At 72.5% G+C, this 24,114-nt stretch carries 24 protein-coding genes; 10 read left to right on the forward strand and 14 right to left on the reverse strand.

Going from position 1 to position 24,114, the window contains the following annotated elements; translation table 11 throughout:
- Nucleotides 1-243 precede the first annotated feature (243 nt).
- The 5 genes from ACFYW1_RS26875 (at nt 244) to ACFYW1_RS26895 (ending at nt 4,119) form a co-directional block, all read left to right on the forward strand.
- A complete protein-coding gene (locus ACFYW1_RS26875) occupies nt 244-1,863 on the forward strand; it encodes an FAD-dependent monooxygenase (protein WP_388998317.1) in 1,620 nt (539 codons plus the stop codon).
- A gap of 32 nt (nt 1,864-1,895) precedes the next feature.
- On the forward strand, nt 1,896-1,982 hold the full coding sequence (locus ACFYW1_RS26880; RefSeq protein WP_356936238.1) for a putative leader peptide: 87 nt from the start codon (nt 1,896-1,898) through the stop codon (nt 1,980-1,982).
- Between the two features lie 73 nt (nt 1,983-2,055).
- Entirely contained in the window at nt 2,056-2,658 is a 603-nt protein-coding gene (locus ACFYW1_RS26885; RefSeq protein WP_388998320.1) for a cysteine dioxygenase, read from the forward strand.
- The gene (locus tag ACFYW1_RS26890; RefSeq protein WP_388998323.1) at nt 2,655-3,062 is read left to right on the forward strand and encodes a rhodanese-like domain-containing protein; all 408 of its coding nucleotides are present in this window, start codon (nt 2,655-2,657) and stop codon (nt 3,060-3,062) included. The genes ACFYW1_RS26885 and ACFYW1_RS26890 overlap by 4 nt, the downstream gene beginning before the upstream one ends.
- A gap of 412 nt (nt 3,063-3,474) precedes the next feature.
- A complete protein-coding gene (locus ACFYW1_RS26895) occupies nt 3,475-4,119 on the forward strand; it encodes a hypothetical protein (protein ID WP_388998326.1) in 645 nt (214 codons plus the stop codon).
- 77 nt (nt 4,120-4,196) lie between these two features.
- On the opposite strand, the gene recX is transcribed toward ACFYW1_RS26895, so the two are convergent.
- A complete protein-coding gene (recX, locus tag ACFYW1_RS26900; RefSeq protein WP_388998329.1) occupies nt 4,197-4,928 on the reverse strand; it encodes a recombination regulator RecX in 732 nt (243 codons plus the stop codon).
- Nucleotides 4,929-4,931: 3 nt separating this feature from the next.
- Nucleotides 4,932-6,053 (reverse strand): recombinase RecA, encoded by a 1,122-nt coding sequence (recA, locus tag ACFYW1_RS26905; protein ID WP_388998332.1) that lies wholly within the window; start codon nt 6,051-6,053, stop codon nt 4,932-4,934.
- Nucleotides 6,054-6,385: 332 nt separating this feature from the next.
- Between recA and ACFYW1_RS26910 the strand changes: the two genes are divergently transcribed.
- Entirely contained in the window at nt 6,386-7,342 is a 957-nt protein-coding gene (locus tag ACFYW1_RS26910) for an ankyrin repeat domain-containing protein (RefSeq protein WP_388998335.1), read from the forward strand.
- Nucleotides 7,343-7,378: 36 nt separating this feature from the next.
- On the opposite strand, the gene ACFYW1_RS26915 is transcribed toward ACFYW1_RS26910, so the two are convergent.
- Both ACFYW1_RS26915 and ACFYW1_RS26920 read right to left on the reverse strand, forming a co-directional pair.
- Nucleotides 7,379-8,548, reverse strand: a complete 1,170-nt coding sequence (locus ACFYW1_RS26915; protein WP_388998338.1) for an AI-2E family transporter — start codon at nt 8,546-8,548, stop codon at nt 7,379-7,381.
- Between the two features lie 260 nt (nt 8,549-8,808).
- Nucleotides 8,809-9,003 (reverse strand): DUF3046 domain-containing protein, encoded by a 195-nt coding sequence (locus tag ACFYW1_RS26920; RefSeq protein ID WP_388998341.1) that lies wholly within the window; start codon nt 9,001-9,003, stop codon nt 8,809-8,811.
- A 79-nt stretch (nt 9,004-9,082) separates the two neighbouring features.
- On the opposite strand from ACFYW1_RS26920, the gene ACFYW1_RS26925 reads away from it, so the two are divergent.
- Complete coding sequence (locus tag ACFYW1_RS26925) at nt 9,083-9,997, forward strand: hypothetical protein (protein WP_388998344.1); 915 nt, start codon at nt 9,083-9,085, stop codon at nt 9,995-9,997.
- A 145-nt stretch (nt 9,998-10,142) separates the two neighbouring features.
- Here the strand turns inward: ACFYW1_RS26925 and ACFYW1_RS26930 are convergent, their stop codons facing one another.
- Genes ACFYW1_RS26930 through ACFYW1_RS26940 form a run of 3 tightly spaced genes read right to left on the reverse strand, consistent with a single transcriptional unit; the run spans nt 10,143 to nt 12,164 of the window.
- On the reverse strand, nt 10,143-10,454 hold the full coding sequence (locus ACFYW1_RS26930; RefSeq protein ID WP_388998347.1) for an AzlD domain-containing protein: 312 nt from the start codon (nt 10,452-10,454) through the stop codon (nt 10,143-10,145).
- The gene (locus ACFYW1_RS26935) at nt 10,451-11,284 is read right to left on the reverse strand and encodes an AzlC family ABC transporter permease (protein ID WP_388998350.1); all 834 of its coding nucleotides are present in this window, start codon (nt 11,282-11,284) and stop codon (nt 10,451-10,453) included. The genes ACFYW1_RS26930 and ACFYW1_RS26935 overlap by 4 nt, the downstream gene beginning before the upstream one ends.
- Nucleotides 11,285-11,294: 10 nt before the next feature.
- Entirely contained in the window at nt 11,295-12,164 is an 870-nt protein-coding gene (locus tag ACFYW1_RS26940) for an AraC family transcriptional regulator (protein ID WP_388998353.1), read from the reverse strand.
- Between the two features lie 92 nt (nt 12,165-12,256).
- Here ACFYW1_RS26940 and ACFYW1_RS26945 point away from each other — a divergent pair, with 92 nt between their 5' ends.
- The 3 genes from ACFYW1_RS26945 to ACFYW1_RS26955 all read left to right on the forward strand — a co-directional run bounded on the left by ACFYW1_RS26945 (nt 12,257) and on the right by ACFYW1_RS26955 (nt 18,605).
- Nucleotides 12,257-16,906, forward strand: coding sequence for a DEAD/DEAH box helicase (locus ACFYW1_RS26945; RefSeq protein WP_388998356.1), 4,650 nt, complete (start codon nt 12,257-12,259; stop codon nt 16,904-16,906).
- Nucleotides 16,907-16,969: 63 nt separating this feature from the next.
- Nucleotides 16,970-17,776 (forward strand): DNA-formamidopyrimidine glycosylase family protein, encoded by an 807-nt coding sequence (locus tag ACFYW1_RS26950; RefSeq protein ID WP_388998359.1) that lies wholly within the window; start codon nt 16,970-16,972, stop codon nt 17,774-17,776.
- Nucleotides 17,777-17,840: 64 nt separating this feature from the next.
- Nucleotides 17,841-18,605: an SDR family NAD(P)-dependent oxidoreductase gene (locus tag ACFYW1_RS26955; protein ID WP_388998362.1), complete on the forward strand. Its 765-nt coding sequence runs from the start codon at nt 17,841-17,843 to the stop codon at nt 18,603-18,605.
- Here ACFYW1_RS26955 and ACFYW1_RS26960 read toward each other — a convergent pair.
- The 7 genes from ACFYW1_RS26960 to ACFYW1_RS26990 all read right to left on the reverse strand — a co-directional run bounded on the left by ACFYW1_RS26960 (nt 18,553) and on the right by ACFYW1_RS26990 (nt 24,079).
- The gene (locus tag ACFYW1_RS26960) at nt 18,553-18,927 is read right to left on the reverse strand and encodes a hypothetical protein (RefSeq protein WP_388998365.1); all 375 of its coding nucleotides are present in this window, start codon (nt 18,925-18,927) and stop codon (nt 18,553-18,555) included. The genes ACFYW1_RS26955 and ACFYW1_RS26960 overlap by 53 nt on opposite strands.
- Nucleotides 18,928-19,385: 458 nt before the next feature.
- A complete protein-coding gene (locus tag ACFYW1_RS26965; protein WP_356936211.1) occupies nt 19,386-19,577 on the reverse strand; it encodes a CsbD family protein in 192 nt (63 codons plus the stop codon).
- 384 nt (nt 19,578-19,961) lie between these two features.
- The gene (locus ACFYW1_RS26970) at nt 19,962-20,345 is read right to left on the reverse strand and encodes a helix-turn-helix domain-containing protein (RefSeq protein ID WP_018105285.1); all 384 of its coding nucleotides are present in this window, start codon (nt 20,343-20,345) and stop codon (nt 19,962-19,964) included.
- 109 nt (nt 20,346-20,454) lie between these two features.
- Complete coding sequence (locus ACFYW1_RS26975) at nt 20,455-20,964, reverse strand: CinA family protein (RefSeq protein WP_388998370.1); 510 nt, start codon at nt 20,962-20,964, stop codon at nt 20,455-20,457.
- Nucleotides 20,961-21,668, reverse strand: coding sequence for a CDP-diacylglycerol--glycerol-3-phosphate 3-phosphatidyltransferase (pgsA, locus tag ACFYW1_RS26980; protein ID WP_388998373.1), 708 nt, complete (start codon nt 21,666-21,668; stop codon nt 20,961-20,963). The genes ACFYW1_RS26975 and pgsA overlap by 4 nt, the downstream gene beginning before the upstream one ends.
- Nucleotides 21,665-23,134: a 30S ribosomal protein S12 methylthiotransferase RimO gene (rimO, locus tag ACFYW1_RS26985; RefSeq protein WP_388998376.1), complete on the reverse strand. Its 1,470-nt coding sequence runs from the start codon at nt 23,132-23,134 to the stop codon at nt 21,665-21,667. The genes pgsA and rimO overlap by 4 nt, the downstream gene beginning before the upstream one ends.
- 144 nt (nt 23,135-23,278) lie before the next feature.
- On the reverse strand, nt 23,279-24,079 hold the full coding sequence (locus ACFYW1_RS26990; RefSeq protein WP_388998379.1) for a helix-turn-helix domain-containing protein: 801 nt from the start codon (nt 24,077-24,079) through the stop codon (nt 23,279-23,281).
- Between the last annotated feature and the right edge of the window lie 35 nt (nt 24,080-24,114).

Below are 24,114 nucleotides of genomic sequence, written 5' to 3' on the forward strand. Positions count from 1 at the left end.
TCGAAATGCGTCCTGAGGGGCGGTGGCAGACCTGCCACCGCCCCTCAGCGCCGTCCGGTGTCGCTTGACGCAAGCACGGGCAGTAGGTTGCATACGTTCTGTGATCGCGCCCCCAGCACCCGCCGCCACACCCCTTCCGCCGCCCGCCCGCCTGCCGGGCCGTGGGGCACCTTCGCCCATGTCACCGGCGTCTTTCCCGGCCGTGGTGCCGGTGTCGTCCGCACGGATCCGAGGAGCTGTCCCGTGGACCCGGTGATCGTCGTCGGTGCCGGGCCCGTCGGTCTGGCGCTGTCGCTCGCCCTCGCGGCGCAGGGCGTGCCCACCGTCCTGCTCGACGAGGATCCGGACAAGGACGAGACGCGCCCCGCCCGCACCGTGGTGCTGCGCCAGGACACCCTGACCCTGGTCGAACGCCTCGGCTGCAAGGCGCTGCGGCACGAGGGCGTCCGGTGGTCCGGCTGGCGGTCCGTGCGGCGCAAGCAGCTGGTGCGCGAACTGCCGCTCGGGCTCGGCGAGGGCTCCCACGAGGACGGTCCGCCGGCCTCGCCCCTCCATCTGCCGCAGCACGCCCTGACGCGTGCGCTGCGCGAAGCGGTGGCCGGGCAGGAGTTGGTGCAGGTCGCCGCGCACAGCCGGATCGACACCCTGGAGCAGGACCCGAAGGGGGTCACGGTACACACCAGGGAGCCCAACGCGACCTGGTGGCGCGGCAGTTACGTGGTGGGCTGCGACGGCGCCCGGTCCACGGTGCGCAAGCTCCTCGACGTCCGGTTCCCGGGGCGTACGGCGGTGGAGCGGCACGCCGTCGCCGCGCTGCGCACCGAGCTGCCCTGGCCGGGGCAGGCCGTGCTGCACCGGCTGCCGCCGTGGCGCACGGGCGGCGCCGAGGTGACCGCACGCCCGCTGCCGGACGGCGCCTGGCGGCTGGACTGGCTGCTGCCGCCGCAGGGCGAACTCGTCACTCCGGACGCGCTGATCACCCGGGTCCGGGACACCCTGGCGGGCTGGTGCGGCGAGACACCTCCGTACGAACTGCTGGACACCGGCGTGTACACGCTGCACCACCGGCTCGCCCTGCGCTGGCGGGTCGACCGGGCCTTCCTCGCGGGGGACGCCGCGCATCTGCTGGGCGCGCTGGGCACCCAGGGGCTCGACGAGGGGCTGCGGGACGTCGAGAACCTGGCCTGGAAACTGGCCCATGCCTGGCATCACGGCGCCTCCGACGTACTGCTCGACAGCTACCAGGCCGAACGCCGGGCCGCGGTCGCCTCGCGCCTGCGCGCCGCGGACCAGTCACTGCCGATACTGCGCGGCGGCGGAGGGCTGCGGGCCCTGGTACCGGGGAGCGCACGGGGGCACGACTCGCTGCTCACCGACGGGCACCTGGGATGCGGCCCCCTCGGCGCACCCCCCTCGTACTCGCATTCGCCCCTTGCACCCGCGCATGCCGAGGCGCACACCTCCGTGGGTACGCCCCCCGGTGCGCCGGTGGTCGATGTGCGGGTGACCGCGCCCGACGGCACGACCGTGCGGCTGCGCGAACGGCTGGGGCAGGGGCATCTGCTGGTGGTCCTGGTGGCGCCCGGCACCGGTGTGTGGGACCGGCGCCACTGGATGACCGCGGGTGTCATGCCGCGCCTCGCCGCGGCCGTCGACACCCTGCCGATGAAGGGCGAGCTGCTGGTGACCGAGAGTTACCCGGGGGCTTCGGCCCACACCGTGCTGCTGATCAGGCCGGACGGCCATCTCGTGGCGTCGTTCGGCGGGGTGCGGCCCGGGGAACTCTTCGCGGCGGCTGACGCGGTACGGGGCGGCGCGGCGCAGGACACCGCGCGCTCCGACCGGACCGCGGACGTCAATTGACCACTGGGGACGTCCGTGGTGTACTCCGGAACATGACCGACACCGATGTGTGCCTGTGGCGGAGGGTCCATATGGACCTCGTCCGCTACGCGGGCTGCGTGTGTCGACCGTCCTGCTGACTCGCCCTTCCCTGCCCCGCCGTGCGCTTTGCCGTACGGACGGGCTCTCGCGCGAACCCTCAGGACGGTCCCTGTGTCTGCCTCTTCCTCACCCTCTGTACGCACGTCCGCATCCACTCCAGCGTCTGTTGCGCCCGCCGCTCCCGCGCCCGCCGGTTCCGGTGTGCCCGCACTCGTCGGCTCCGGCCCGACGGTTGCGGAGCTGCTCGATTTCGTCCGTCGTACGGCCGCCGACCCCGAGGTCGTCGCCTCGCTCCCCCTCGATCCGGAAGGCCGCACCTGGAGTCGGCTCGACGGCCCCGGCGGCAGCGAGGCGTGGCTGATCGGCTGGCCGCCGGGCACCGGTACGGGCTGGCACGACCATGCCGACTCGATCGGCGCCTTCGCGACCGCGGCCGGCGCCCTCAAGGAGTTGTCGCTCGCCGCCCGTCTGCCCACCGACGGCTGGAAGACCCTCGAACTCACCGAAGGCATCGACCGTTCCAGGGAGTTGACCACTGGTCAGGGCAGGGCCTTCGACCGCCATCACGTCCACGAGGTGCTGAACGAGTCCGCGACGGAGCACGCCGTATCCGTCCACGCGTACTACCCGCCGCTGCCGAGAATCCGGCGTTACAGCCGCACCGGCCATCTGCTCCGCCTGGAGCAGGTCGAGCGGCCGGAGGACTGGCAGTGAGCGACGGCCGTCGGGACGGTGCGGAGCCGGTCGGTATCGATGAGCTGCTGGAACGGGTCAGGGCCGGATTCGTCAGGGTCGGTCCGCGGGAGGCTGCGGCCGCCGCCTCGGACGGTGCGCTCCTCGTGGACATCCGCTACGCGGAACTGCGGGAGCGGGACGGGCTGATCCCGGGAGCACTGGTCGTCGAACGCAACGAACTGGAGTGGCGGCTCGACCCGCTGGGAAGCCACCGGGCCCCGCAGGCCGTGAGTCACGACCTGCGGATCGTGATCGTCTGCAACGAGGGCTACGCGTCGAGCCTCGCCGTCGCGTCCCTGCGGCAGTTGGGACTGCACCGGGCGACGGACCTGATCGGCGGCTTCCAGGCATGGCGCGCCGCGGGCCTCCCGGTCGAACGGTAACGGGCCCACAGGAGAGAGCCGACGGACGAAGAAGTCGGGCGTCGGGAGTCGGGCATCGGAAGGCAGAAGGGCGGAAGGCAGAAGGGCGGGAGGCGGGAAGGGACGGAGGCGGCAAAGGGGGAGCGGAGAGGCGCGGTGCGGCGAAAAGGCGTCGCGCCGACCGCCGGAAGTCGCGACCACTCCCCAGCGGCTCGCCACCCCAACCGCGACACCACGCCATCCTCCTCTTCCCCCCGCCCCCTTCCCCTGCGGCACCCCTGTCTCGCGGGCACCCCCGCTCGCGGTCCGCCCCCTGCGGTTCCCCCGAATCCGCGCCGACACACCCGAACGCCACGCTCCGGTGGAGCGATCCCCGTACACGGCCGACATTCACCTCAACCTCAAGGACCGACGTGACGGAGACTCCGCGCCCATGCCGACCCCCGCCCCCGCCCTCACCCCGGACCAGTTCGATGCCCAGGTCGCCCGCCTCCACGACACCGAGACATGGCAGCGGATCGTCGCCGGCTGGGACCTCACCGCCATCGACCCCGTACGGCCTGCCGGCGCCGATACCGCAGAACAACCGGCGGCCCACGAACCGGCCGACTGGCGTGATCTGCTGTCCGTGCCGGTCGACCAGCTCATCGCCGACTCCGTGCGTTCCCTGCCGGCGCCCCCGCCCCACGAACGCCCCCTGCCCGGCCGTCTGGGCGCGGTCCTCCCCGACCGGCTGCACGCCTGGCGACGCATCGGCCGGGCCGATGTGCGGCCCTCCGTCCATCTCGCCCACGCGAGACGAATCCTGACCGAGTGGGGCTGGCAGAACACCCCCTACCGGCTCCGCAACGCCCGTGGCGCACGGTGCATCTGCGGCGCCCTCCTCACCGCGCACCGTCTGGGTTACGGCTCCCTCGACACCGTGGACCGCGCCGGTGCCTGGCTCGTCGCCGAGCTCCGCTCCCAGGGCTGGACCGGGCTGATCGGCCCCTGGAACCGCTGCCCCGGCCGCACCGCCGCTGACGCGCTCGCCCTGATCGACGCCACCATCGCCCGCGCCGCCCGCGCCGGACAGTGATGCCTCCCCCGCGCACCGGCGTGTCACCGCGAGTCGCCCCCCGACGTCTCGGGTTTCCCCGCACGGTGCCGGTCCGGTCAGAACGGCTCGTCCAGCCCTTCGGTGTCCTCCCCCTCTTCCTCCAGCGCCTGCCGCACCACGCGCAGCGCCATGCCCTCCCCGTAGCCCTTGCGGGCGAGCATGCCCGCGAGCCGGCGCAGCCTCTTGTCCCGGTCGAGGCCACGGGTCGAGCGCAGCTTGCGCGCGACCAGCTCCCGGGCGGTGGCCTCCTCCTGTTCGGGGTCGAGCTGCCCGATGGCCTCGTCGATCACGTCGGAGGAAACCCCTTTGGTCCGCAGCTCCCGGACGAGAGCGCGCCGGGCCAGGCCCCGTCCGTGGTGCCGGGACTCCACCCAGGCATCCGCGAACGCGGCATCGTCGATCAGCCCGACGTCCTCGAAGCGCGAGAGCACTTCCTCGGCCGCCTCATCCGGGATCTCCCGTTTGCGCAGGGCGTCGGCGAGCTGCTTCCGCGTGCGCGGGGTCCCGGTGAGCAGTCGCAGGCAGATGTTGCGCGCCTGCTCGACCGGGTCTCGCGACTCCCCCTTCTCGGCCCTCGACGAGGAGGGGGAGCCGCTGCTCCTGGTGCGGGAGCGGGTACGGCGACCCGCCCCCTCACCGGATCCGGGTCCCGAATCGGTGCCGTGACCATGATCGGTCTCCGGCCCGTACGTGTCCCCGGACCCGGCCGTGTGTCCCGCGGCGAATTCGTGGCCGGGGTCGACGCCGTGGTCAGTGACGCTGACCGGCCACTCCGTACGACGCGTCACGGTCTAGCTCTTGGCCGCCGCGGTCTTGGCCGACTTGGCCTTGCTCGCCGGAGCCGGCACCGCCTTCGCGCTCTCGGCCGGAGCCGCGGCGCCGCCCGCCGCATCCGCGCCGGCCGCGTTGTCCTCCGGCTTGACCCCGACACCCAGCTTCGTGAGGATCTTCTTCTCGATCTCGTTGGCGAGATCGGGGTTGTCCTTGAGGAAGTTGCGGGCGTTCTCCTTGCCCTGGCCGAGCTGGTCGCCCTCGTAGGTGTACCAGGCTCCCGCCTTGCGGACGAAGCCGTGCTCCACGCCCATGTCGATCAGGCCGCCCTCGCGGCTGATGCCCTGGCCGTAGAGGATGTCGAACTCGGCCTGCTTGAAGGGCGGCGCGACCTTGTTCTTGACGACCTTGACACGGGTGCGGTTGCCGACCGCGTCGGTGCCGTCCTTCAGCGTCTCGATCCGGCGGATGTCGAGGCGCACCGAGGCGTAGAACTTGAGCGCCCGGCCACCCGTCGTGGTCTCCGGCGAGCCGAACATCACGCCGATCTTCTCGCGGAGCTGGTTGATGAAGATCGCGGTGGTCTTGGACTGGTTGAGCGCACTGGTGATCTTGCGGAGCGCCTGGCTCATCAGACGGGCCTGCAGACCCACGTGCGAGTCACCCATTTCGCCCTCGATCTCGGCCTTCGGCACGAGCGCCGCGACGGAGTCGATGACGATCAGGTCGAGCGCGCCGGAGCGGACCAGCATGTCCACGATTTCGAGGGCCTGCTCGCCGTTGTCCGGCTGGGACAGGATGAGGCTGTCGATGTCGACGCCGAGCTTCTTCGCGTACTCGGGGTCGAGGGCGTGCTCCGCGTCGATGAAGGCGACCGAGCCGCCGAGCCTCTGCGCGTTCGCCACCGCGTGCAGCGTCAGCGTCGTCTTGCCGGAGGACTCCGGCCCGTACACCTCCACCACGCGACCGCGCGGCAGGCCGCCGACCCCGAGGGCCACGTCGAGGGCGGTCGACCCGGTGGGGATCACTTCCACGGGCTCGTTCGGCCGCTCACCGAGGCGCATCACCGCGCCCTTGCCGAATTGCCGTTCAATCTGTGCGAGTGCGGCGTCCAGCGCCTTCTCGCGGTCGGTTCCTGCCATGGGTTCCACCCGATTTGCTTGAGTCGATCGCTTCACGTCAAAGACGCTAACCCCTGCCACTGACAATGGGCCTCGACGTCCTCCCGGCCTGTGGACAACTCCACGGTCGGGCCCGGGAAAACCCGGCCGGAATCCCATGAGAATGGATGTTCGATTTTAGTGTCAAGCGCACCACGCCGCCCCCGCCGACGCCCGGACCGCCCGCCCGGCACCGCCGGGCACCGCTCGCCCCCCGCACCCGCGCAGCGAAGGCGGGAGCGGCCGGATGTCAGACCCGTGTGCGAGCTTGTGGGAGCGGAGAAGCCGTACTGATCGATGGCGGAGGGGGACCTGTGGCGGCAGGGGGCAACGGCTGGACCGGCATGGGCTGGGACTGGACGGACCACGACCGCGTTCGTCGGTGTCTCGACGAAGGCGCCGATCCGGAGGCGTGGAGCGGGGGCAGACCGCTGCATCGTGCGGCGGTGTTCGGCTCTCCGGAGGTCGTCGCCGAGCTGGCCGGACGGGTCGCGGACGTGGACGCGCCGGAGAACGGGGTGACGGCGCTGTGGGAGGCCGTCGTGGCCGGGAAGCCGGAGAACGCGCGGGGCCTCGCCGCCGCCGGGGCCGATCCCTGGCGGCTGTCGCTCGGCGGCTGGTCACCGGGGCGGCTGAGTCTCGCGGGACCGACGCCGGACCTGTTCCCGGTACCGGCCGGGGTGCGGCTGACCGGCCCGGAGCGTGCGGCGGCGCGGGAGGCCCGCCGGCTCCTCGCGGCCCTGGGCGAGTTCCACCACGACGGCTTCGGGCTCGCCTGTGTGACCGGGATCGACGCGGCCGAGGCGATCCGCCGCCTGGAGGCGGCGCCGGTGCGGGACGGCGCCACCGGCGAGACACTCGACGACCCGTACGCGTACGACATGGACGAGAACCTGCGGATCATCGGTGTGACGTCCGTGCCGGGCGGCTGCGTCGTGACCCAGCCGTGGGGATACGCACCGCAGATGCCGGGCGTGCTGACCCGGTTGTCCGCCGGAACCGTCTGTTACGGCCTGTACGCCAATCCCAAGAGCGGCAACCAGGGCAGCATCGCCCGCCACGGTGTCGTCGAGGGCTGGGACCTGCACCCCGGTGGCGGCCCGTACGAGGACGACACCTCCGAGGAGGTCCTGAGCGCCTATCTCTACCGGCACAGCGCCGTGGCCTACTGCTGCGCCTTCGCGGGGCTGCGTCCGACCGGCCCCCGTTCCGTGGCCGGACCTCCCGATCTGTGGGTCGAACTGCCGGACCGCGATCACTGGCGTCACTGACCCGGACGGAACGCCCGCGTCCGCGCCGCGGGGCGATCAGGCCCGCTCCGGGTCCTCCCGGTCCCCGGCGTCGGCGCTCCGGCCGCTCCCGTCCCCCTCGGGCACGCGCCGGATCCGGCGCAGCCGGGAGAGCAACGGCTCGCCGCGCCGCCGGCTCTGCCCGTGTACCCGCGGGTCGTCCGTCACGTCGTACCGCTTCACGTACGCACCGAGGAACGCCTGGAGCGTGGCGACGGCCGGGATCGCGATCAGCGCGCCCACGGCGCCCATCAGTGCCGTGCCCGCGATGACCGACCCGAAGGCGACCGCCGGGTGGATGTCGACGGTCTTGGAGGTGAGCTTGGGCTGGAGCGCGTAGTTCTCGAACTGCTGGTAGATCACGACGAAGCCGAGCACCCACACCGCGTACCACGGGTCGACGGTGAACGCGATCAGCATCGGCAGCGCACCTGCCAGATACGTGCCGATCGTGGGGATGAACTGGGAGACCAGCCCGACCCAGACGGCGAGCGCGGGCGCGTACGGAACCCCGAGGATCACCAGCAGGACGTAGTGCGCGATCCCGGAGATGAGTGCCATCAGACCGCGCGAGTAGAGGTAGCCGCCGGTCTTGTCCACCGCGATCTCCCAGGCCCGCAGGACCTCGGCCTGCCTGGCGGGCGGCAGCACGGAGCACAGGGCGCGCCGCAGCCTGGGCCCGTCGGCCGCGAAGTAGAACGAGAACAGGAAGATCGTCAGGAGCCGGAACAGCCCGCCGAGGACGGTGGTGGAGATGTCGAGCACTCCGGTCGCGCTGTTCTGCACGTACTTCTGCAGCCAGTCGGAATGGAGCACGCTGTCCTGGATCTCGACCCGGGAGAGGTCGGTGCGGAAGGTCTGGTTGACCCAGTTGATCACCGAGTCCAGGTACTTCGGGAACTCCTCGACCATGTCGGCGATCTGACCCGCGAGCATGGAGCCGAGCAGAACGACGAAGCCCACCCCGGCGATCAGTACGGCGAGGAAGACCAGGAAGGTGGCGAAGCCCCGGCGTATGCCGCGCGCCGACATCCTGCTCACCGCCGGTTCGATGGCGAGCGCCAGGAAGAAAGCGATCAGCACATTGATCAACAGCCCGATGAGCTGGTCGAACGCCCAACTGCCGAGCCGGAAACAGGCGTAGAGCGCCAGGGCGAGCACCATGGCACGCGGCAGCCACGAGGGCATGCGGGCCGATCCGGTGCTGCCGGAGGGCGGGGTCCGTGGAGGGACGGGCGGGGTGGAAAGCGGCTGGTTCTGTGCTGTCTCGTCTGTCGGTGCCACGGCTCCAGTCTCGCCTACGACGGTGACGAGACGCTGTCCGCCCCGGGCAACGGGGCTGGTCCGGCGACCGGCAGGACGGGAAAGACCTCTTGTCGATCATGGCCGGAAGCCGCTGCCCCGCCGACGGCGGAGCGGGAACCGGCCGACATACGGCGGGCCGGGGGTCAGCGCTTCTCCTCGGGAATGCCGACCGCAGCGCAGACCCCGCGCCAGACGTCCTTCGTCTCCCAGCCCGAGGCCAGCGCCTGGTGCACCGTCTGCCCGCCGAGCTCGGCCATCACGTGATCGCGCGCGAAGGAGTCGGCGTACGCCGCGCCGAAGTGGTCCGCCATCCGTTCCCAGAAAATCGTCAACCGCATGACCTCAGTATCCCGCTCCTGAGAGTGCAGCCCGGCCGCTACGTCTTGCCGAGAGCGCTTACCGCCCTACGGTCGGTCCATGGCTGGAACCGGAACAAGTCCCCTCAAGCGCGCCGAGCAGTTCATCTGGCTCACGGCCCGCGTCCTGGAACAACGGCGGTTCGCCCATCACTTCCTGAAAGGAAGTGCGGACGCCGTGGAGACCGCGCTCGCCGCCTACCTGAACGAGGACGGCGGCTACGGGCACGCGCTCGAACCCGATCTGCGCGGCCCCGTGAGTCAGCCGCTGCACACCGCGCACGCGCTCAGCGTGCTCGACTCCATCGACCGCTGCGACGGTCCCCGGGTGGAGCGGATCTGCCGCTTCCTCACCGAGGTGTCGACCAGGGAGGGCGCGCTGCCCGCCCTCCTGCCGACGCAGCGCGGCTATCCCGTCGCGCCGTTCATCCCGGTCGTCGACGACCCGCCCCCGGAGCTGCTGACGACCGGTCCCGTCGTCGGGCTCCTGCACCGCAACGCGGTGTGGCACGCCTGGCTCTTCCGGGCGACCGACTTCTGCTGGGCGGCGGTCGAAGCCCTGGACCGGTCGCATCCGTACGAGATCGAGGCGGCGCTCGCCTTTCTGGACGGCGCCCCGGACCGGGCCAGGGCGGAGGCGGCCGCCGACCGGCTGGGGCGGCTGGTGCGCGACCAGCGGCTCGCCGTGCTCGACCCGGAGCGGCGCGACGAGTACCCCGTGGCGGCCGGGTACGCACCGGGTGAGCAGCACTTCCCGTACGACTACGCCCGTACGCCCGGGTCGCTCGCCCGTCGCTGGTTCACCGACGAGGAGCTGTCCCGCTCGTTGGACCATCTCGCGGCCCAGCAGCAGGCGGACGGCGGCTGGCCGGTCAACTGGCGGCAGTGGGCCCCGGGCACCGCCCTGGAGGGGCGGCCCATCGTGACCCTCAAGGCGCTTCTGACGCTGCGTGCCCACGGGCGCAGCCTCGACTGAGGCCGGTGACCGGTGGCCGGGACGGATGCCGGTCGGCACACCCGATCGCTGCCCGGCGATCGGTCGCTGCCGGATGATCGCCGGGTGATGGCGGTCCTCCGCCCGGCCGCGGAGCCCGGCCGAAGGCCCGGCCACGGAGCCCGGATCAGGCCCAGCCGAGGGCACGCACCCCTGCCGTGACGGCCACGGCGGAGCCCACGACCACGAGGAAGGGCGCGCGCAGGGCCAGGGCGAGCGCCGCCGCGGCGAGCCCCACGCCCCTGGCGTCCAGGGTCAGGTGCCGGCCGTCCCCGAACGTCTGCTGCGCGGTGAGGGCCGCCAGGAGCGCCACGGGCAGCAGCGCCGCGAGGCGCCGGGTGAGCGGGCGTTCCAGCACTCCTGCGGGCACCAGCAGCCCCAGCAGTTTGGCGAGGTAGCAGCCGACCGCGGTCAGCGCGATGGCGATCCAGACGTTCATCGGTTCTCCTCCGTTCCGGCCGCGGACCGGTCCTGCTCCCGGCGTCCCTCCGCCGCGCGCGCCGTGCCGTTGCGGCGCCCGCTCAGGAAGAGGACGGCGGGTGCGGCGAGCGCGGACAGCAGGACGGGGACGCCCGCGGGCAGCACCGGCAGCAGGCCGAGCGCGAGCAGGACCGCCACGGCGGCGGTGACGCGTTCGGTGGCGGTCTTCAGCATCGGTGCCAGCAGGGCGAGGAAGACCGCGGGCGATGCCGCGTCCAGTCCCCAGACCTCGGTGTCGCCGAGTGCCTCCGCCCCGAGTGCGCCCAGCAGCGTGGTCAGGTTCCACAGCACGTAGAGGGTGAGTCCGGTGACGGCGAAGCCGATCCGGGCCGCCCGCCGGGTCGGCTGCGGCAGGGTCACCGCGGTCGTCTCGTCGATGACCCACTGGGCGGCGAAGGGGCGGAGCGCTCGCGGAAGCGCCAGCAGCTGCGACAGCCGCAGTCCGTAGAACGAGTTGCGCACGCCGAGGAAGAAGGCCCCGGCGGCCGCGGTGTACGGGTTGCCGCCCGCGGCGAGGGCGCCGACCAGGGCGAACTGCGAGGCGCCGGTGAAGACGGCGAGGCTGAGCACGCAGGTCTGCAGGAGACTCAGCCCCGAGCCGGCCGAGGTCACGCCGAAGGCGAAGCCGGAGAGTCCGACGGCTATGCCGACGCCCAGCGCGTCGCGCACGACGGCCGCGTCCGGTTTCGTACCGGGCGTCTTCGGCCGCTCGCCGGGGTCGGTCGTGCCACCGTCCGGCGTGTTCGTCGGCTCGCCGACGCTCTCGGGAAGGGTTGTCTGTTCTGCCACGGCCGGAACGCTACGTGGGTCGTTCGGGACCGGTCTTGTACGTTCTTGCACGTTCGCGCTGGTACGCGCCGGGTGGCACTCCCACGATCCGGGTGAAATGACGGTTGAGATGCGGCTGGTCGGTGAAACCGACCCGGACGGCCGCCTCCGCGGGGGCCGTGCCCGCGTCGAGCATCCGGCGCGCGGCGCGCACCCGGGCGTCGGTGAGCCAGGCGTGCGGCGGCATCCCGTATTCCTTCTTGAAGGCCCTCAGCAGCGCGAAGGGACTGGTCCCCAGCTCCGCGGCCAGCGCGTCGAGCCCGGGCGGCTTCGCCATCCGGCCCTCCAGCACCGCACGGGCCCGGGCGGCGTCGCGCGCGCCCGCCGAGCGGGGGGTGCGGATCGGCAGCACGCTGCCGTGCCGGCCGAGCAGCCGGGTGACCATGACCCGCAGCACGGTGTCGGCGGCCAGCGCGTTGCCCTCCTCGGCGGCCCGGTGGACCGCGCGGATCAGCCGGGCCGCGTACGGGTCCACGACGCTGGTCTCGGTGAAGCCGACCGTGCCGCGCAGGCTCGTCGTGTCGGCGGCGATGTCGTTGACCACCTGCGCCGACGGGTAGAGCGTGGCATACACCCAGCCCTCGGGAACGCCCGCGCGGGCGGTGTGCGGGACCTCCGGGTTGATCATGACCACGGTGCCGGGTCCGGCGTGGACGGTGCCGTCCGGCAGCCCGACGTCCTCCACGCCGTGGGTGATGGTGCCGAAGACGTAGCCCTCGTGGCTGTGGCGCGGGAAGGCGTGGCGCACGTACCGGGCCCGCAGCAGGTCGAGGTCGGGCAGTTCCGCGTACTGCCAGTACCTCGCCCACTCCCCCGATCCGGGCTCCGGTGTGATCGCCATGGGGGAAATTCTCGCAGGTCCCGGGCCTGCACCCCGGGGCGGCGGGCAGGGCGCCCCGGCCGTTGTCAGTGCCGGGGTGCACGATGGGGGGCATGGCCGGCTCCGTGCTCGACTCGTTCTCCCCCGCGACCCGCGGCTGGTTCTCGGGTGCCTTCAGCGCGCCCACGGCGGCGCAGGAGGGTGCTTGGCGCGCGATCGGCGAGGGTGCGGACGTGCTGGTCGTCGCCCCGACCGGCTCCGGCAAGACCCTCGCCGCGTTCCTCGCCGCGCTGGACGGGCTGGCGTCCGTCCCACCGCCCGCGGAGGCGAAGAAGCGCTGCCGGGTGCTGTACGTGTCGCCGCTCAAGGCGCTCGCGGTCGATGTCGAGCGCAATCTCCGCTCGCCGCTGACCGGGATCCGCCAGGAGTCGGTGCGGCTGGGGCTGCCGGAGCCCGAGGTACGGGTGGGCATCCGCTCCGGCGACACCCCGGCCGCCGAGCGCCGTTCGATGGCGACCCGGCCGCCGGACATCCTGATCACCACGCCCGAGTCGCTGTTCCTGATACTGACCTCGTCCGCCCGGGAGGCACTGTCCGGCGTCGAAACGGTGATCCTCGACGAGGTGCACGCCGTGGCGGGTACGAAGCGGGGCGCCCATCTCGCGGTGTCGCTGGAGCGGCTGGACGAGCTGCTGGCACGGCCCGCGCGGAGGATCGGCCTGTCGGCGACGGTCCGTCCCGTCGACGAGGTGGCGCGCTATCTGTCGCCCCGGCGCAAGGTGGAGATCGTCCAGCCGCCGTCCACCAAGCGGTTCGACCTGTCGGTGGTCGTGCCGGTCGAGGACCTCGGGGAGCTCGGCGGCTCCCCTGCCGCCGACGGGCCCGACCGGGCGGACAAGCCCTCGATCTGGCCCCATGTCGAGGAACGGATCGTCGACCTCGTCCAGCAGCACCGCTCCACCATCGTCTTCGCCAATTCCCGCCGCCTCGCGGAGCGGCTGTGCAACCGGCTCAACGAGATCGCGTACGAGCGGCTCACCGGTGAGACGCTCTCCGAGTCCCACTCCCCCGCCGAGATCATGGCCGAGTCCGGTGCGGCGAAGGGCGCCCCCGCGCTGCTCGCCCGTGCCCACCACGGTTCGGTGTCCAAGGAGCAGCGGGCCCAGGTCGAGGAGGATCTCAAGGCGGGCCGGCTGCCCGCCGTGGTCGCCACCTCCAGCCTCGAACTGGGCATCGACATGGGGGCGGTCGACCTCGTGATCCAGGTGGAGTCGCCGCCCTCGGTCGCCTCCGGCCTGCAACGGGTCGGCCGGGCCGGGCACCAGGTGGGCGCGGTCTCCACCGGTGTGGTCTTCCCGAAGTACCGGGGCGATCTGGTGCAGGCGGCCGTGGTCACCGAGCGGATGCGCGAGGGCGCCATCGAGTCCCTCCGGGTCCCGGCCAACCCGCTGGACGTACTGGCCCAGCAGCTGGTCGCCATGGTCTCCCTGGACACCCGGCAGGTGGACGACCTGCTGGCCGTCTTCCGCCGCGCCGCCCCCTTCGCCGCCCTGCCCGAGTCGGCGTTCACCGCCGTGCTGGACATGCTCGCCGGCCGCTACCCGTCCGACGCCTTCGCCGAGCTGCGTCCGCGCGTGGTCTGGGACCGGGTGGCGGGGACGGTCACGGGCCGCCCCGGTGCCCAGCGGCTCGCCGTCACCTCCGGCGGGACCATTCCCGACCGCGGGCTCTTCGGGGTCTTCCTCGCGGGCGCCGATCCCAAGAAGGGCGGCGGCCGGGTCGGTGAGCTCGACGAGGAGATGGTGTACGAGTCGCGGGTCGGCGACGTCTTCACGCTGGGCACCACGTCCTGGCGGATCGAGGACATCACCCGTGACCGGGTCCTGGTGTCGCCCGCCCCGGGCGTTCCCGGCCGGCTGCCGTTCTGGAAGGGCGACCAGCTGGGCCGTCCGCTGGAGCTGGGGCGCGCACTGGGGGCGTTCCTCCGCGAGCTCGGGGGGCTCTCCCAGGAGGACGCCCGCGCACGGCTGCTGGCCGCCGGTCTCGACGCCTGGGCCGCCGACAACACCCTGGCGTACCTCGACGAGCAGCGCCGTGCCTGTGGTCACGTACCGGACGACCGGACCGTCCTCGTGGAGCGGTTCCGCGACGAGCTGGGCGACTGGCGGGTGGTCGTCCACTCCCCGTTCGGCGCGCAGGTGCACGCCCCGTGGGCGCTGGCGCTGGGCGCCCGTCTCGCCGAGCGGTACGGCATGGACGCCCAGGTGATGCACGCCGACGACGGCATCGTGCTGCGGCTGCCCGACGCCGACCTGATGGGCCTGGACCTGCTGGATTTCGATCCCGTGCAGGACTCCGTCCAGGACCCGGTACCGCCCCCCGCTCTCTCGTACGACAGCGAGCAGCCGCCCGTCGGCGCGGCGGACGTGACGTTCGACCGGGGCGAGATCGAGCAGATCGTCACCGATCAGGTCGGCGGTTCGGCGTTGTTCGCCTCCCGGTTCCGCGAGTGCGCGGCCCGCGCCCTGCTGCTGCCGCGCCGCAGCCCCGGCAAACGGACCCCGCTCTGGCAGCAGCGGCAGCGCGCCGCGCAGCTCCTCCAGGTCGCTTCCGAGTTCGGCTCCTTCCCGATCGTCCTGGAAGCGGTCCGCGAATGCCTCCAGGACGTCTTCGACGTCCCCGGGCTCACGGAACTCATGGGCGATCTCGAAGCACGCCGTGTCCGGCTGGTCGAGGTGACCACCCCGGAGCCCTCGCCCTTCGCCCGCTCCCTCCTGTTCGGCTACGTCGCCCAGTTCCTGTACGAGGGCGACTCGCCCCTGGCCGAACGGCGGGCCGCCGCCCTCTCCCTCGACTCCCATCTGCTGGCGGAGCTCCTCGGCCGGGCGGAGCTGCGCGAACTGCTCGACGCGGACGTCCTGACCGAGCTGGAGCAGGAGCTCCAGTGGCTGGCGGAGGACCGCAGGGTCAAGGACGCCGAGGGCGTCGCCGACCTGCTCCGGGTCCTCGGTCCGCTCACCGACGCGGAGCTGGCCGCGCGGGGCGCCCACCCGGCCTGGGCACCGGAGCTGGCCGCCGCCCGCCGGGCCATCCGAGTCCGGATCGCCGGGACGGACCACTGGGCCGCGATCGAGGACGCGGGACGCCTGCGGGACGCGCTGGGCACCGCCCTCCCGGTCGGCGTCCCCGAAGCGTTCACCGAACCGGTGAAGGACCCCCTGGGCGACCTCCTCTCCCGGTACGCCCGTACGCACGGCCCGTTCACCTCCACCGGGGCCGCCGCCCGGTTCGGTCTGGGCACGGCCGTCACGGACGGGGCGCTGCAACGGCTCTCGGCGTCCGGCAGACTCGTCCAGGGCGAGTTCCACCCGGCCGGCATCGGCCAGGAGTGGTGCGACGCCACGGTGCTGCGCCGGTTGCGCCGCCGCTCGCTCGCCGCCCTCCGGCACGAGCTGGAACCGGTCCCGTCCGCCGCCCTCGCCGGCTTCCTTCCCCAGTGGCAGCACCTGGGCAGCAACAGTCTGCGCGGAATCGACGGACTGGCCCGCGCCGTCGAGCAGTTGCAGGGGGCGCCCGTCCCGGCGTCGGCGCTGGAGAAGCTGATCCTGCCGGGCCGGGTGACGGACTACACCCCGGCGCTGCTCGACGAGCTGACCACCACCGGCGAGATCGTCTGGGCCGGGGCCGGCGCCCTGCCGGGCAAGGACGGCTGGCTGTCCCTCTACCCCGCCGACAGCGCGCCGTTGCTGCTCCCGCCCCCGCACCCGCTCGAACTCGGCGCGTTGCACGAATCCGTCCTGACCGCCCTGGCCGGCGGATACGGGCTGTTCTTCCGGCAGATCGCCGACCAGGTCCGCGCCACCACCCACCCGGACTGCACCGATCCGCAACTGGCCGACGCCATCTGGGACCTGGCCTGGTCGGGCCGGCTCACCAACGACACGCTGGCGCCGCTGCGTTCGCTCCTGGGTTCCGGCCGCACCGCCGGGTCGACGGCCCACCGCGCCAGACGGAACGTCCCGCGCGGACGCTACGGATCGCTCACCACCGCCACCCGGCCCGCTTCCCGGACGGGACCGCCGACCGTCTCGGGCCGCTGGTCCCTGCTGCCCTCGACCGAGCCCGATCCCACGCACCGCGCGCACGCCCTGGCCCGTACGCTCCTGGACCGCCACGGGGTGGTCACCCGCGGCGCGGTCCAGGCCGAAGGGGTCGAGGGCGGCTTCTCCGCGGCGTACCGCGTCCTCTCCGCCTTCGAGGACAACGGGCAGGCCCGGCGCGGCTACGTCGTCGAGGGGCTGGGGGCGGCCCAGTTCGCGATGGACGGCGCGGTCGACCGGCTGCGCGCCGCGTCCACCGCCCTCGACCGTGCGGAGCCCGGTGCCGTGCCCCGCGCCCTGGTCCTCGCGGCGGCGGATCCGGCCAATGCCTACGGCGCGGCGCTGCCCTGGCCCGAGCCGCCGGAGGGCGCCGGGCACAAACCGGGCCGCAAGGCCGGAGCCCTGGTGGTTCTGGTCGGCGGCGAGCTGACGCTGTACATGGAGCGCGGCGGCAAGACGCTGCTGGCCTGGCCCACCGATCCGGAGGACCCCGCCCTCCTCGCGGCGGCCGGGGCGCTGGCAGCGGCGGCCCGTGCGGGAGCCCTCGGCACGGTCACGGTGGAGCGCACCAACGGCGCCTCGGCCCTGACCTCCCCGCTCGGCCGCACGCTGGAGGCGGCAGGCTTCCTCGCGACCCCGAGAGGACTGCGTCTGCGCGCCTGAGCCATCGGCGGCCGGGCCCCGCGCCCCGGCCGGCCGCGGAAGTGCGCCCCGCATCATGGAGGCATGCCCGAAGGAGACACCGTCCTGCAGACCGCCGAGCGTCTGCGCGCCGCGCTCGCCGGCCGGCCCCTGACCCGTTTCGACCTGCGTGTGCCCCGGTTCGCCACCGCCGACCTCACCGGGCGGACGGTGCTGGACGCCGTTTCGCGCGGCAAGCACATCCTCATCCGCTTCGAGGGCGGGCTCACCCTGCACAGCCATCTCCGGATGGACGGGGCCTGGCGCGTCCACGCCGCGGGCGAACGTTGGCGCGGCGGCCCCGCCCACCAGATCCGCGCCGTCCTCGCCAACGCGCGGCACACCGCGGTCGGTTACCGGCTGCCCGTGCTCGAACTCCTCCGCACCCGGGACGAGGAGAAGGCCGTCGGCCATCTCGGTCCCGATCTGCTGGGGCCCGACTGGGACCCCGAGAAGGCACTGCGCAATCTGCTCGCCGACCCCGGCCGGCCCCTCGGGGAAGCCCTGCTGGACCAGCGCAATCTGGCCGGAATCGGCAACATCTACAAGGCCGAGCTGTGCTTTCTCGCCCGCGTCACCCCCTGGCTCCCGGCCGGAGAGCTGCCCGCCCCCGTCGCCGCCCGTCTGGTCACCACGGCCAAACAGCTCCTCGAAGCCAACCGCACCCGCCCCGTGCGTACCACCACGACCACCCGGACCGCGCCACGCGGGCAGGGCCCGAGGGAACGGCTCTGGGTCTACGGCAGGGCCGACCGCCCCTGTCTGCGCTGCGGCACCCCCGTCCGCGTCGCGGATCAGGGCACCCGCCCCACCTACTGGTGTCCGCGCTGCCAGTCGGGCCCCACGGGTTGAGGAGCGCCCGGGAACCCCGTACCACTAATTGACGGATCGTCAGATCTGGTCGTACGGTCCGGACATGCCTCGCATCGCGTACGACCTCACGGACCGCACCGCGTTCGTCACCGGCGCCGCGAGCGGCATCGGCCGCGCCTGCGCCCTCCTGCTCGCCGCTGCGGGCGCCACCGTGCACTGCGCCGACCTCGACGAGAAGGGCCTGGCGGAGACCCGGGACCTGATCACCACGGCGGACGGCACGTCCCGCACCCATGTCCTCGACGTCACCGACAGCGACCGGGTCCGCGCGGCGGTGGCCACCTCGGGCGACCTGGACATCCTGGTCGCCGTCGCCGGGGTCATGCACACGAGCAGTGTCCTCGACACCTCGGACGAGGACCTCGATCGCGTGCTCGCGGTCAACTTCAAGGGCGTTCTGTACGCCTGCCGGGAAGCGGCGCGCGGCATGATCGCACGCGGCGCGCCGGGCTCCCTGGTCACCATGGCCTCGGGGGCGGTCGACGCCGCCGCTCCGGGGCTGCTCTGCTACAGCGCGGCCAAGGCGGCGGTCGTCCAGCTGACCAGGACCCTCGCGACCGAGCTGGGGCCGCACGGCATCCGGGTCAACGCCGTCGCCCCGGGCTGGATCCGCACCCCCATGACGGCCCGCCACGACGCGGAGCAACAGCACCGGACGGAGGCCGCGATGGCACGGATCTCACCGCTCGGAAGAGTCGGCGAACCCGAGGACGTCGCCCACACCGTGCTTCATCTCGTCTCCGACGCGTCGGCCTTCATGACCGGCCAGATCCTCCGCCCGAACGGCGGCGTAGCCATGCCCTGGTGACACGGCGGCCGCGCACCGCGTACCGCACCCCCACGGCGTGCCAGTGCCGCGCCCACCGCACCGCGGCGGCCGGCCACCGCCCCAGGCCCTCGCCCACGTCCTCGGCGCCGGGGGCGCCCGGGACCACGCGTCCACCGGCCCTGCGCATCCCCGCCGACCGGGCGGCCGCGGCCACGTGCACGGGCAGCAGGCTCAGACCCCACCCGCCCGCCGCCACCGCGCCCTCGACGAGCCCCGCATGGGCCGGTTCCAGCAAGAGCCGCAGCACGGCCCACCACCACACCCCGCCGAGAACGAGCGCCGGCACCCATCGCCGTACCATGGCTGCCTCCTCCGGCCGAACCTAGTGCGGCGCGTTCATCGACGGGAGGGCGCATCGGGGCGCACCACCGGCGCCCCGTTCGCGGCCGCGGACCGTTGCGCGCTCTCGTCCGGGAGCCCGGGAGCCGAAGCGCCGGAGCCGAAGCCCCGGAGAGTCCCGGAACCCGAGGTCCCGAAGGGTCCCGGAAAAACCGAAGCACGCCGCGCCCGGTCACGGCCGAGCGTCTTCGATCCGGGACCGGAGCGAACGTCTCCACAGCGACCCCGGCCCGTACGGCCCGTTTCCGTCCCGTTCTCCGCAGTCTCACCCGACGCCGCCCGCACCGCATCCGCTCCGGGACGGGCCGCGCCGCCTCGCCCGCGCAGAACAAGCCCGGCCACCCGCCCCGGGACCGTGCGGGAGCCGCCCCCGGCACCACCGAGCCCCCACCGCGTCGGGTGGGGGCTCGGCAGATGTGGTCAGCGCTCGTCGTCGCGAAGGGAGCCCTTCATGTCCTTCGCCCGCTTCTCGGCGTCGCTCATGGCGCTCTTGGCCTGACCCTTGGCCTGGTCCATCTTGCCCTCGGCTTGCTTGCGCTGGTCGCCGGTCATCTTGCCCATGGCTTCCTTGGCCTTGCCCTTGATCTTGTCCTTGGCGCCTTCGTCGACCATTACGACTCCTTCTGGAGATAGCGGCAGCGCTCCACGCCGTTCCGGACGGAGCGGGGCGCAGCGGGACGGGTGCAGGATCCTGCACCCGGACGGGGCGGAGCCGGTGCAGACTCCTGCACGCGAGCGGGCGGCACGGGCCGTCCCCGGCTCAGCGGGCTCCCTCGTCCCGAACATTCACCCACGAGGGAACGAGTGCCACAAATCGGTCACGCGGAAATCTCCCCGCCCCCGCCCCGGAAAGAACCCGCCCCGTCGGCCGCCGAAACCGCCCGCGTCCCGGCGAGCACACGGAGAATGCCCGGCAGGAGTGCGGAGAAATGCAGAAGCCCCGGCCGTCCCTCCAGGGGACGGCCGGGGCTTCGACGCCAGGCCCGACCGGGTGGATCAGGCGGCGACGACATCCACCGCTTCTGCGGGCGCCTTGATGGTCACCCGACCCGTCGGCACACCTGCCACCGACGTCACGGAGACGGAATTGAGCATTGGCCGCACCGGTACGGGGACCGGATCACTGGCTGCTGCCGACTCGGCCAGTTCGGCCAGCGACAGTTCATCGCTCACTTCACGCATGAGCTCGGACATCCGTACATCAAGCGCGTCGCAAATGGCGGAGAGCAGTTCGGAGGATGCCTCCTTCTGCCCCCGCTCCACCTCGGAGAGATAGCCGAGCGAGACTCGGGCGGACGAGGAGACTTCGCGCAGAGTACGGCCTTGGCGCTGGCGCTGCCGACGCAGCACGTCACCAAGCAGGCGACGGAGCAGAATCATCGGTGGCTCCCTCCTCGGACCGCGTAGCCGCATCCTTCACGCCCCACCGTACCGCCTTGCGCCGCGGCCGTGCGGGGAGCGATGTCGTGTTCACTCAGGGCTGCAAACATCAATTCCCCCCGTTCTGTTCCGTATCCTGTGCCATTGCATTCTTGCCGAGTTCGGCGGACAGCAATACGAGCACGCTGCGCACGCTCTCTTTACGGATGTCCGCCCGCCCGCCGTTCAATCGCAGCGCGGCCGTTTTCTCCGCGCCGTCCGGCCCGGCCACCGCCACGTAGACCGTGCCGACGGGCTTGCCGTCCTGCGGATCGGGGCCCGCGACCCCGGTGGTCGCCATTCCCCAGTCCGCCCCCAGAACACGGCGCACACCGATCGCCATCTGCCGTGCCACCTCCGGGTCGACCGCCCCGCGCTCCGCCAGCAGGGCGCCGTCGACGCCCAGCACGTCCCGCTTCAGGGGCGTCGCGTACGCCGTCACGGACCCGCGGAAGGAACGCGAGGCTCCGGGCACGGACGTCAGCTCCGCCGCCACCAGACCGCCGGTCAGCGACTCGGCGACGGCAAGCGTCTCGCCCCGCCCCGTGAGCAGCTCCAGCACCCGGGCCGCGGCAGTCACCGCTCGGCCTCCGCCGAGTCCCGGCCGCTCCGGGCCCCGGCGGCCCGCGCGGCTTCCGCCCGCTCGGCCGCGAGTCCCCGACGGCGCAGCACGACGGCCTGACGCACGTAGTCGAGTCCGGTGACGACCGTCAGCACGACGGCCACCGCCATCACCCAGAAGCGCAGGGTGGCGAGCGGACCGGTCAGCGCCAGAACATACATCCCGACGGCCGTTCCCTGCGCCAGGGTCTTCATCTTCCCGCCGCGACTGGCCGGAATCACCGCATGCCGTATCACCCAGAAACGCATCAGCGTGATGCCGAGCTCGCGGAAGAGGATGACGCCCGTGACCCACCAGGGCAGGTCCCCGAGGTACGACAGGCAGATCAGCGCCGCGCCCATGATCGCCTTGTCCGCGATCGGGTCGGCGATCTTCCCGAAGTCGGTAACCAGGTTGTACGTACGTGCCAGGTGGCCGTCGAACAGGTCGGTGATCATGGCGATGGCGAAGGCCGCCCAGGCGAAGGACCGCCAGGCCGGGTCGTACCCGCCGTTGTGCAGCAGCAGCATGACGAAGCCGGGCACCAGGACCAGCCGCAGCATGGTGAGCAGATTGGCGATGTTCCACAGGCTGGCCTGATTCACGGCCGCCGCGCCCAGCTTGCCGCCGCGGACCGGCTTCGCGCCGGCTCCGCCTGCCGCGGATGCCGGGGCTCCCGTCATCTGGCCGCCTCCACGAGTTCGGAACACTCGGCCACCAGGTCCACTCCTTCGGTGCCCACGACCTTTGCCTCGACCATAAGGCCGGGGACGAGGCCCTCGCGTGTGGTGAAGAGCACCTGCCCGTCCGTCTCGGGAGCCTGGTGCGCCGCGCGCCCCACCGCTCCGTCCTCGTCGTCCACGGACTCGACCAGCACCTGGAGCGACTCCCCGAGGCGCTCCTCGGCGCGCTGCGAGGTGAGCTCCTCGGCCAGCTGCGAGATGTGCGCGAGCCGCTCCGCGATGACGTCGGCGTCCAGCTTGTTGTCGTAGCCGACCGCCTCGGTGCCCTCCTCGTCGGAGTAGCCGAAGACGCCGATGGCATCGAGCCTGGCGCCGGTGAGGAAGCGTTCCAGCTCCGCGAGGTCGGCCTCGGTCTCGCCGGGGAAGCCCACGATGAAGTTGGAGCGGGCACCGGCCTGGGGGGCCTTGCTCCGGATGGTGTCCAGGAGCTCCAGGAACCGGTCGGTGTCCCCGAAGCGCCGCATCGCCCGCAGCACGCCGGGAGCCGAGTGCTGGAACGACAGGTCGAAGTAGGGCGCGACCTTGGGCGTCGAGGTCAGTACGTCGATGAGGCCGGGCCGCATCTCGGCCGGCTGCAGGTAGCTGACCCGGATCCGCTCGATGCCCTCGACGTCGGCGAGCTCCGGCAGCAGCGTCTCCAGCAGCCGGATGTCGCCGAGGTCCTTGCCGTAGGAGGTGTTGTTCTCGGAGACCAGCATCACCTCCTTGACGCCCTGCTCGGCCAGCCAGCGGGTCTCCTGGAGCACGTCCGAGGGGCGTCGCGAGATGAAGGACCCGCGGAAGGACGGAATCGCGCAGAAGGAGCAGCGGCGGTCGCAGCCGGACGCGAGCTTCACGGAGGCGACGGGGCTGGTGCCCAGCCGTCGGCGCAGGGGCGCCCGGGGGCCGGAGACGGGGGCCACGCCCTCGGGGAGGTCCTCGGGGGCCGGAGCGGCCTCCTGGGAGTGCCCCGGCAGCGCCACGGCCGCGTCCTGCCGCTCGGCCGGACTGATCGGCAGCAGCTTGCGGCGGTCGCGCGGGGTGTGCGAGGCGTGGACGCCGCCGCTGAGGATGGTCTGGAGGCGGTCCGAGATGTCGGCGTAGTCGTCGAAGCCGAGCACTCCGTCCGCTTCGGGCAGTGCCTCGGCGAGGTCCTTGCCGTAGCGCTCGGCCATACAGCCGACGGCGACCACGGCCTGGGTTCTGCCGTGGTCCTTCAGATCGTTCGCTTCGAGCAGGGCGTCGACGGAGTCCTTCTTGGCGGCTTCGACGAATCCGCATGTGTTGACGACGGCGACATCCGCGTCGGAGGCATCCTGGACGAGCTCCCAGCCGTCCGCTGCCAAGCGGCCTGCAAGCTCCTCCGAGTCCACCTCGTTACGGGCGCAGCCAAGGGTGACAAGGGCGACGGTACGGCGTTCGGGCATGGACTCAAGACTACTTTGTCCCGGCACTGGCCCTGCCGCGCAGGGTTGCACCGTCGCTCCGGGTGACGAAAGCGGCGGGCACCCGGCCATCGGCCGGGTGCCCGCCGGATACGGACGGCGCCCGAAAGTACGGTCGTATACGTGTCAGCCGACCGCGGGGTCGCCCTTCGTGTACGAGAGCCGTTCGACCTGGCCGGGCTGGAACTCGTCCTCGACCTTCTTGCCGTTCACGAAGAGCTCGATCGAACCGGCGTTCCCGAGAACGAGGTCGACCCGCTCCTGGTCCTGGAAGGTCTTGGACTGGCCCTGGAGCAGCAGACCGTCGAAGAGGAGCCGGCCGTTGTGGTCCTTGGCCGAGATCCAGCTCTTGCCCTGGTTGGCGCTGAGCCGCACGGTCACCTTGTCCCTGGGGGCCGCGGCGATGGCACTGTCGGACGGTTCCGGCTTGGGATCGACGGGCTTGCCGGTCTTCGGGGCGGGGGTCTTCTTGTCGGGCGTCGAGCCCTCGGCGACCTGGGTGGCCGAGGTGTCGTCGTCGCCGCCCTTGAAGGCGGTGAAGCCGACGAAACCGACGACGGCGACGATCGCCGCGACCATGGCCGCCGTCCAATTGGGCCGACGGGGTTCGGAACGGATGCGTTCGGCTTCGAACAGCGGTGCCGCGGGCGTGGGCGCGGGACGGCCGCCGTGCTCGGCGTCGTACTGCGAAACCAACGGTTCCGGATCGAGCCGGACGGCGCGGGCCAGCGTACGGATATGGCCGCGGGCGTAGACGTCGCCGCCGCAGCGGGAGAAGTCGTCCGCTTCGATCGCGTGCACGATGGGGATGCGCACCCGGGTGGACGTGCTGATCTCTTCGACCGTGAGACCTGCGGCGATACGAGCCTGTTGAAGCACTCGACCGATCGAAGGCCGGTCGTCTTCGGGGGAGTTGCCGATGGACACGGGGGCGCCTTTCGAGCGTGAGCCACCTGCTGGGT

It is taken from the genome of Streptomyces sp. NPDC002669 (genome assembly GCF_042889165.1).
GTDB lineage: Bacteria > Actinomycetota > Actinomycetes > Streptomycetales > Streptomycetaceae > Streptomyces.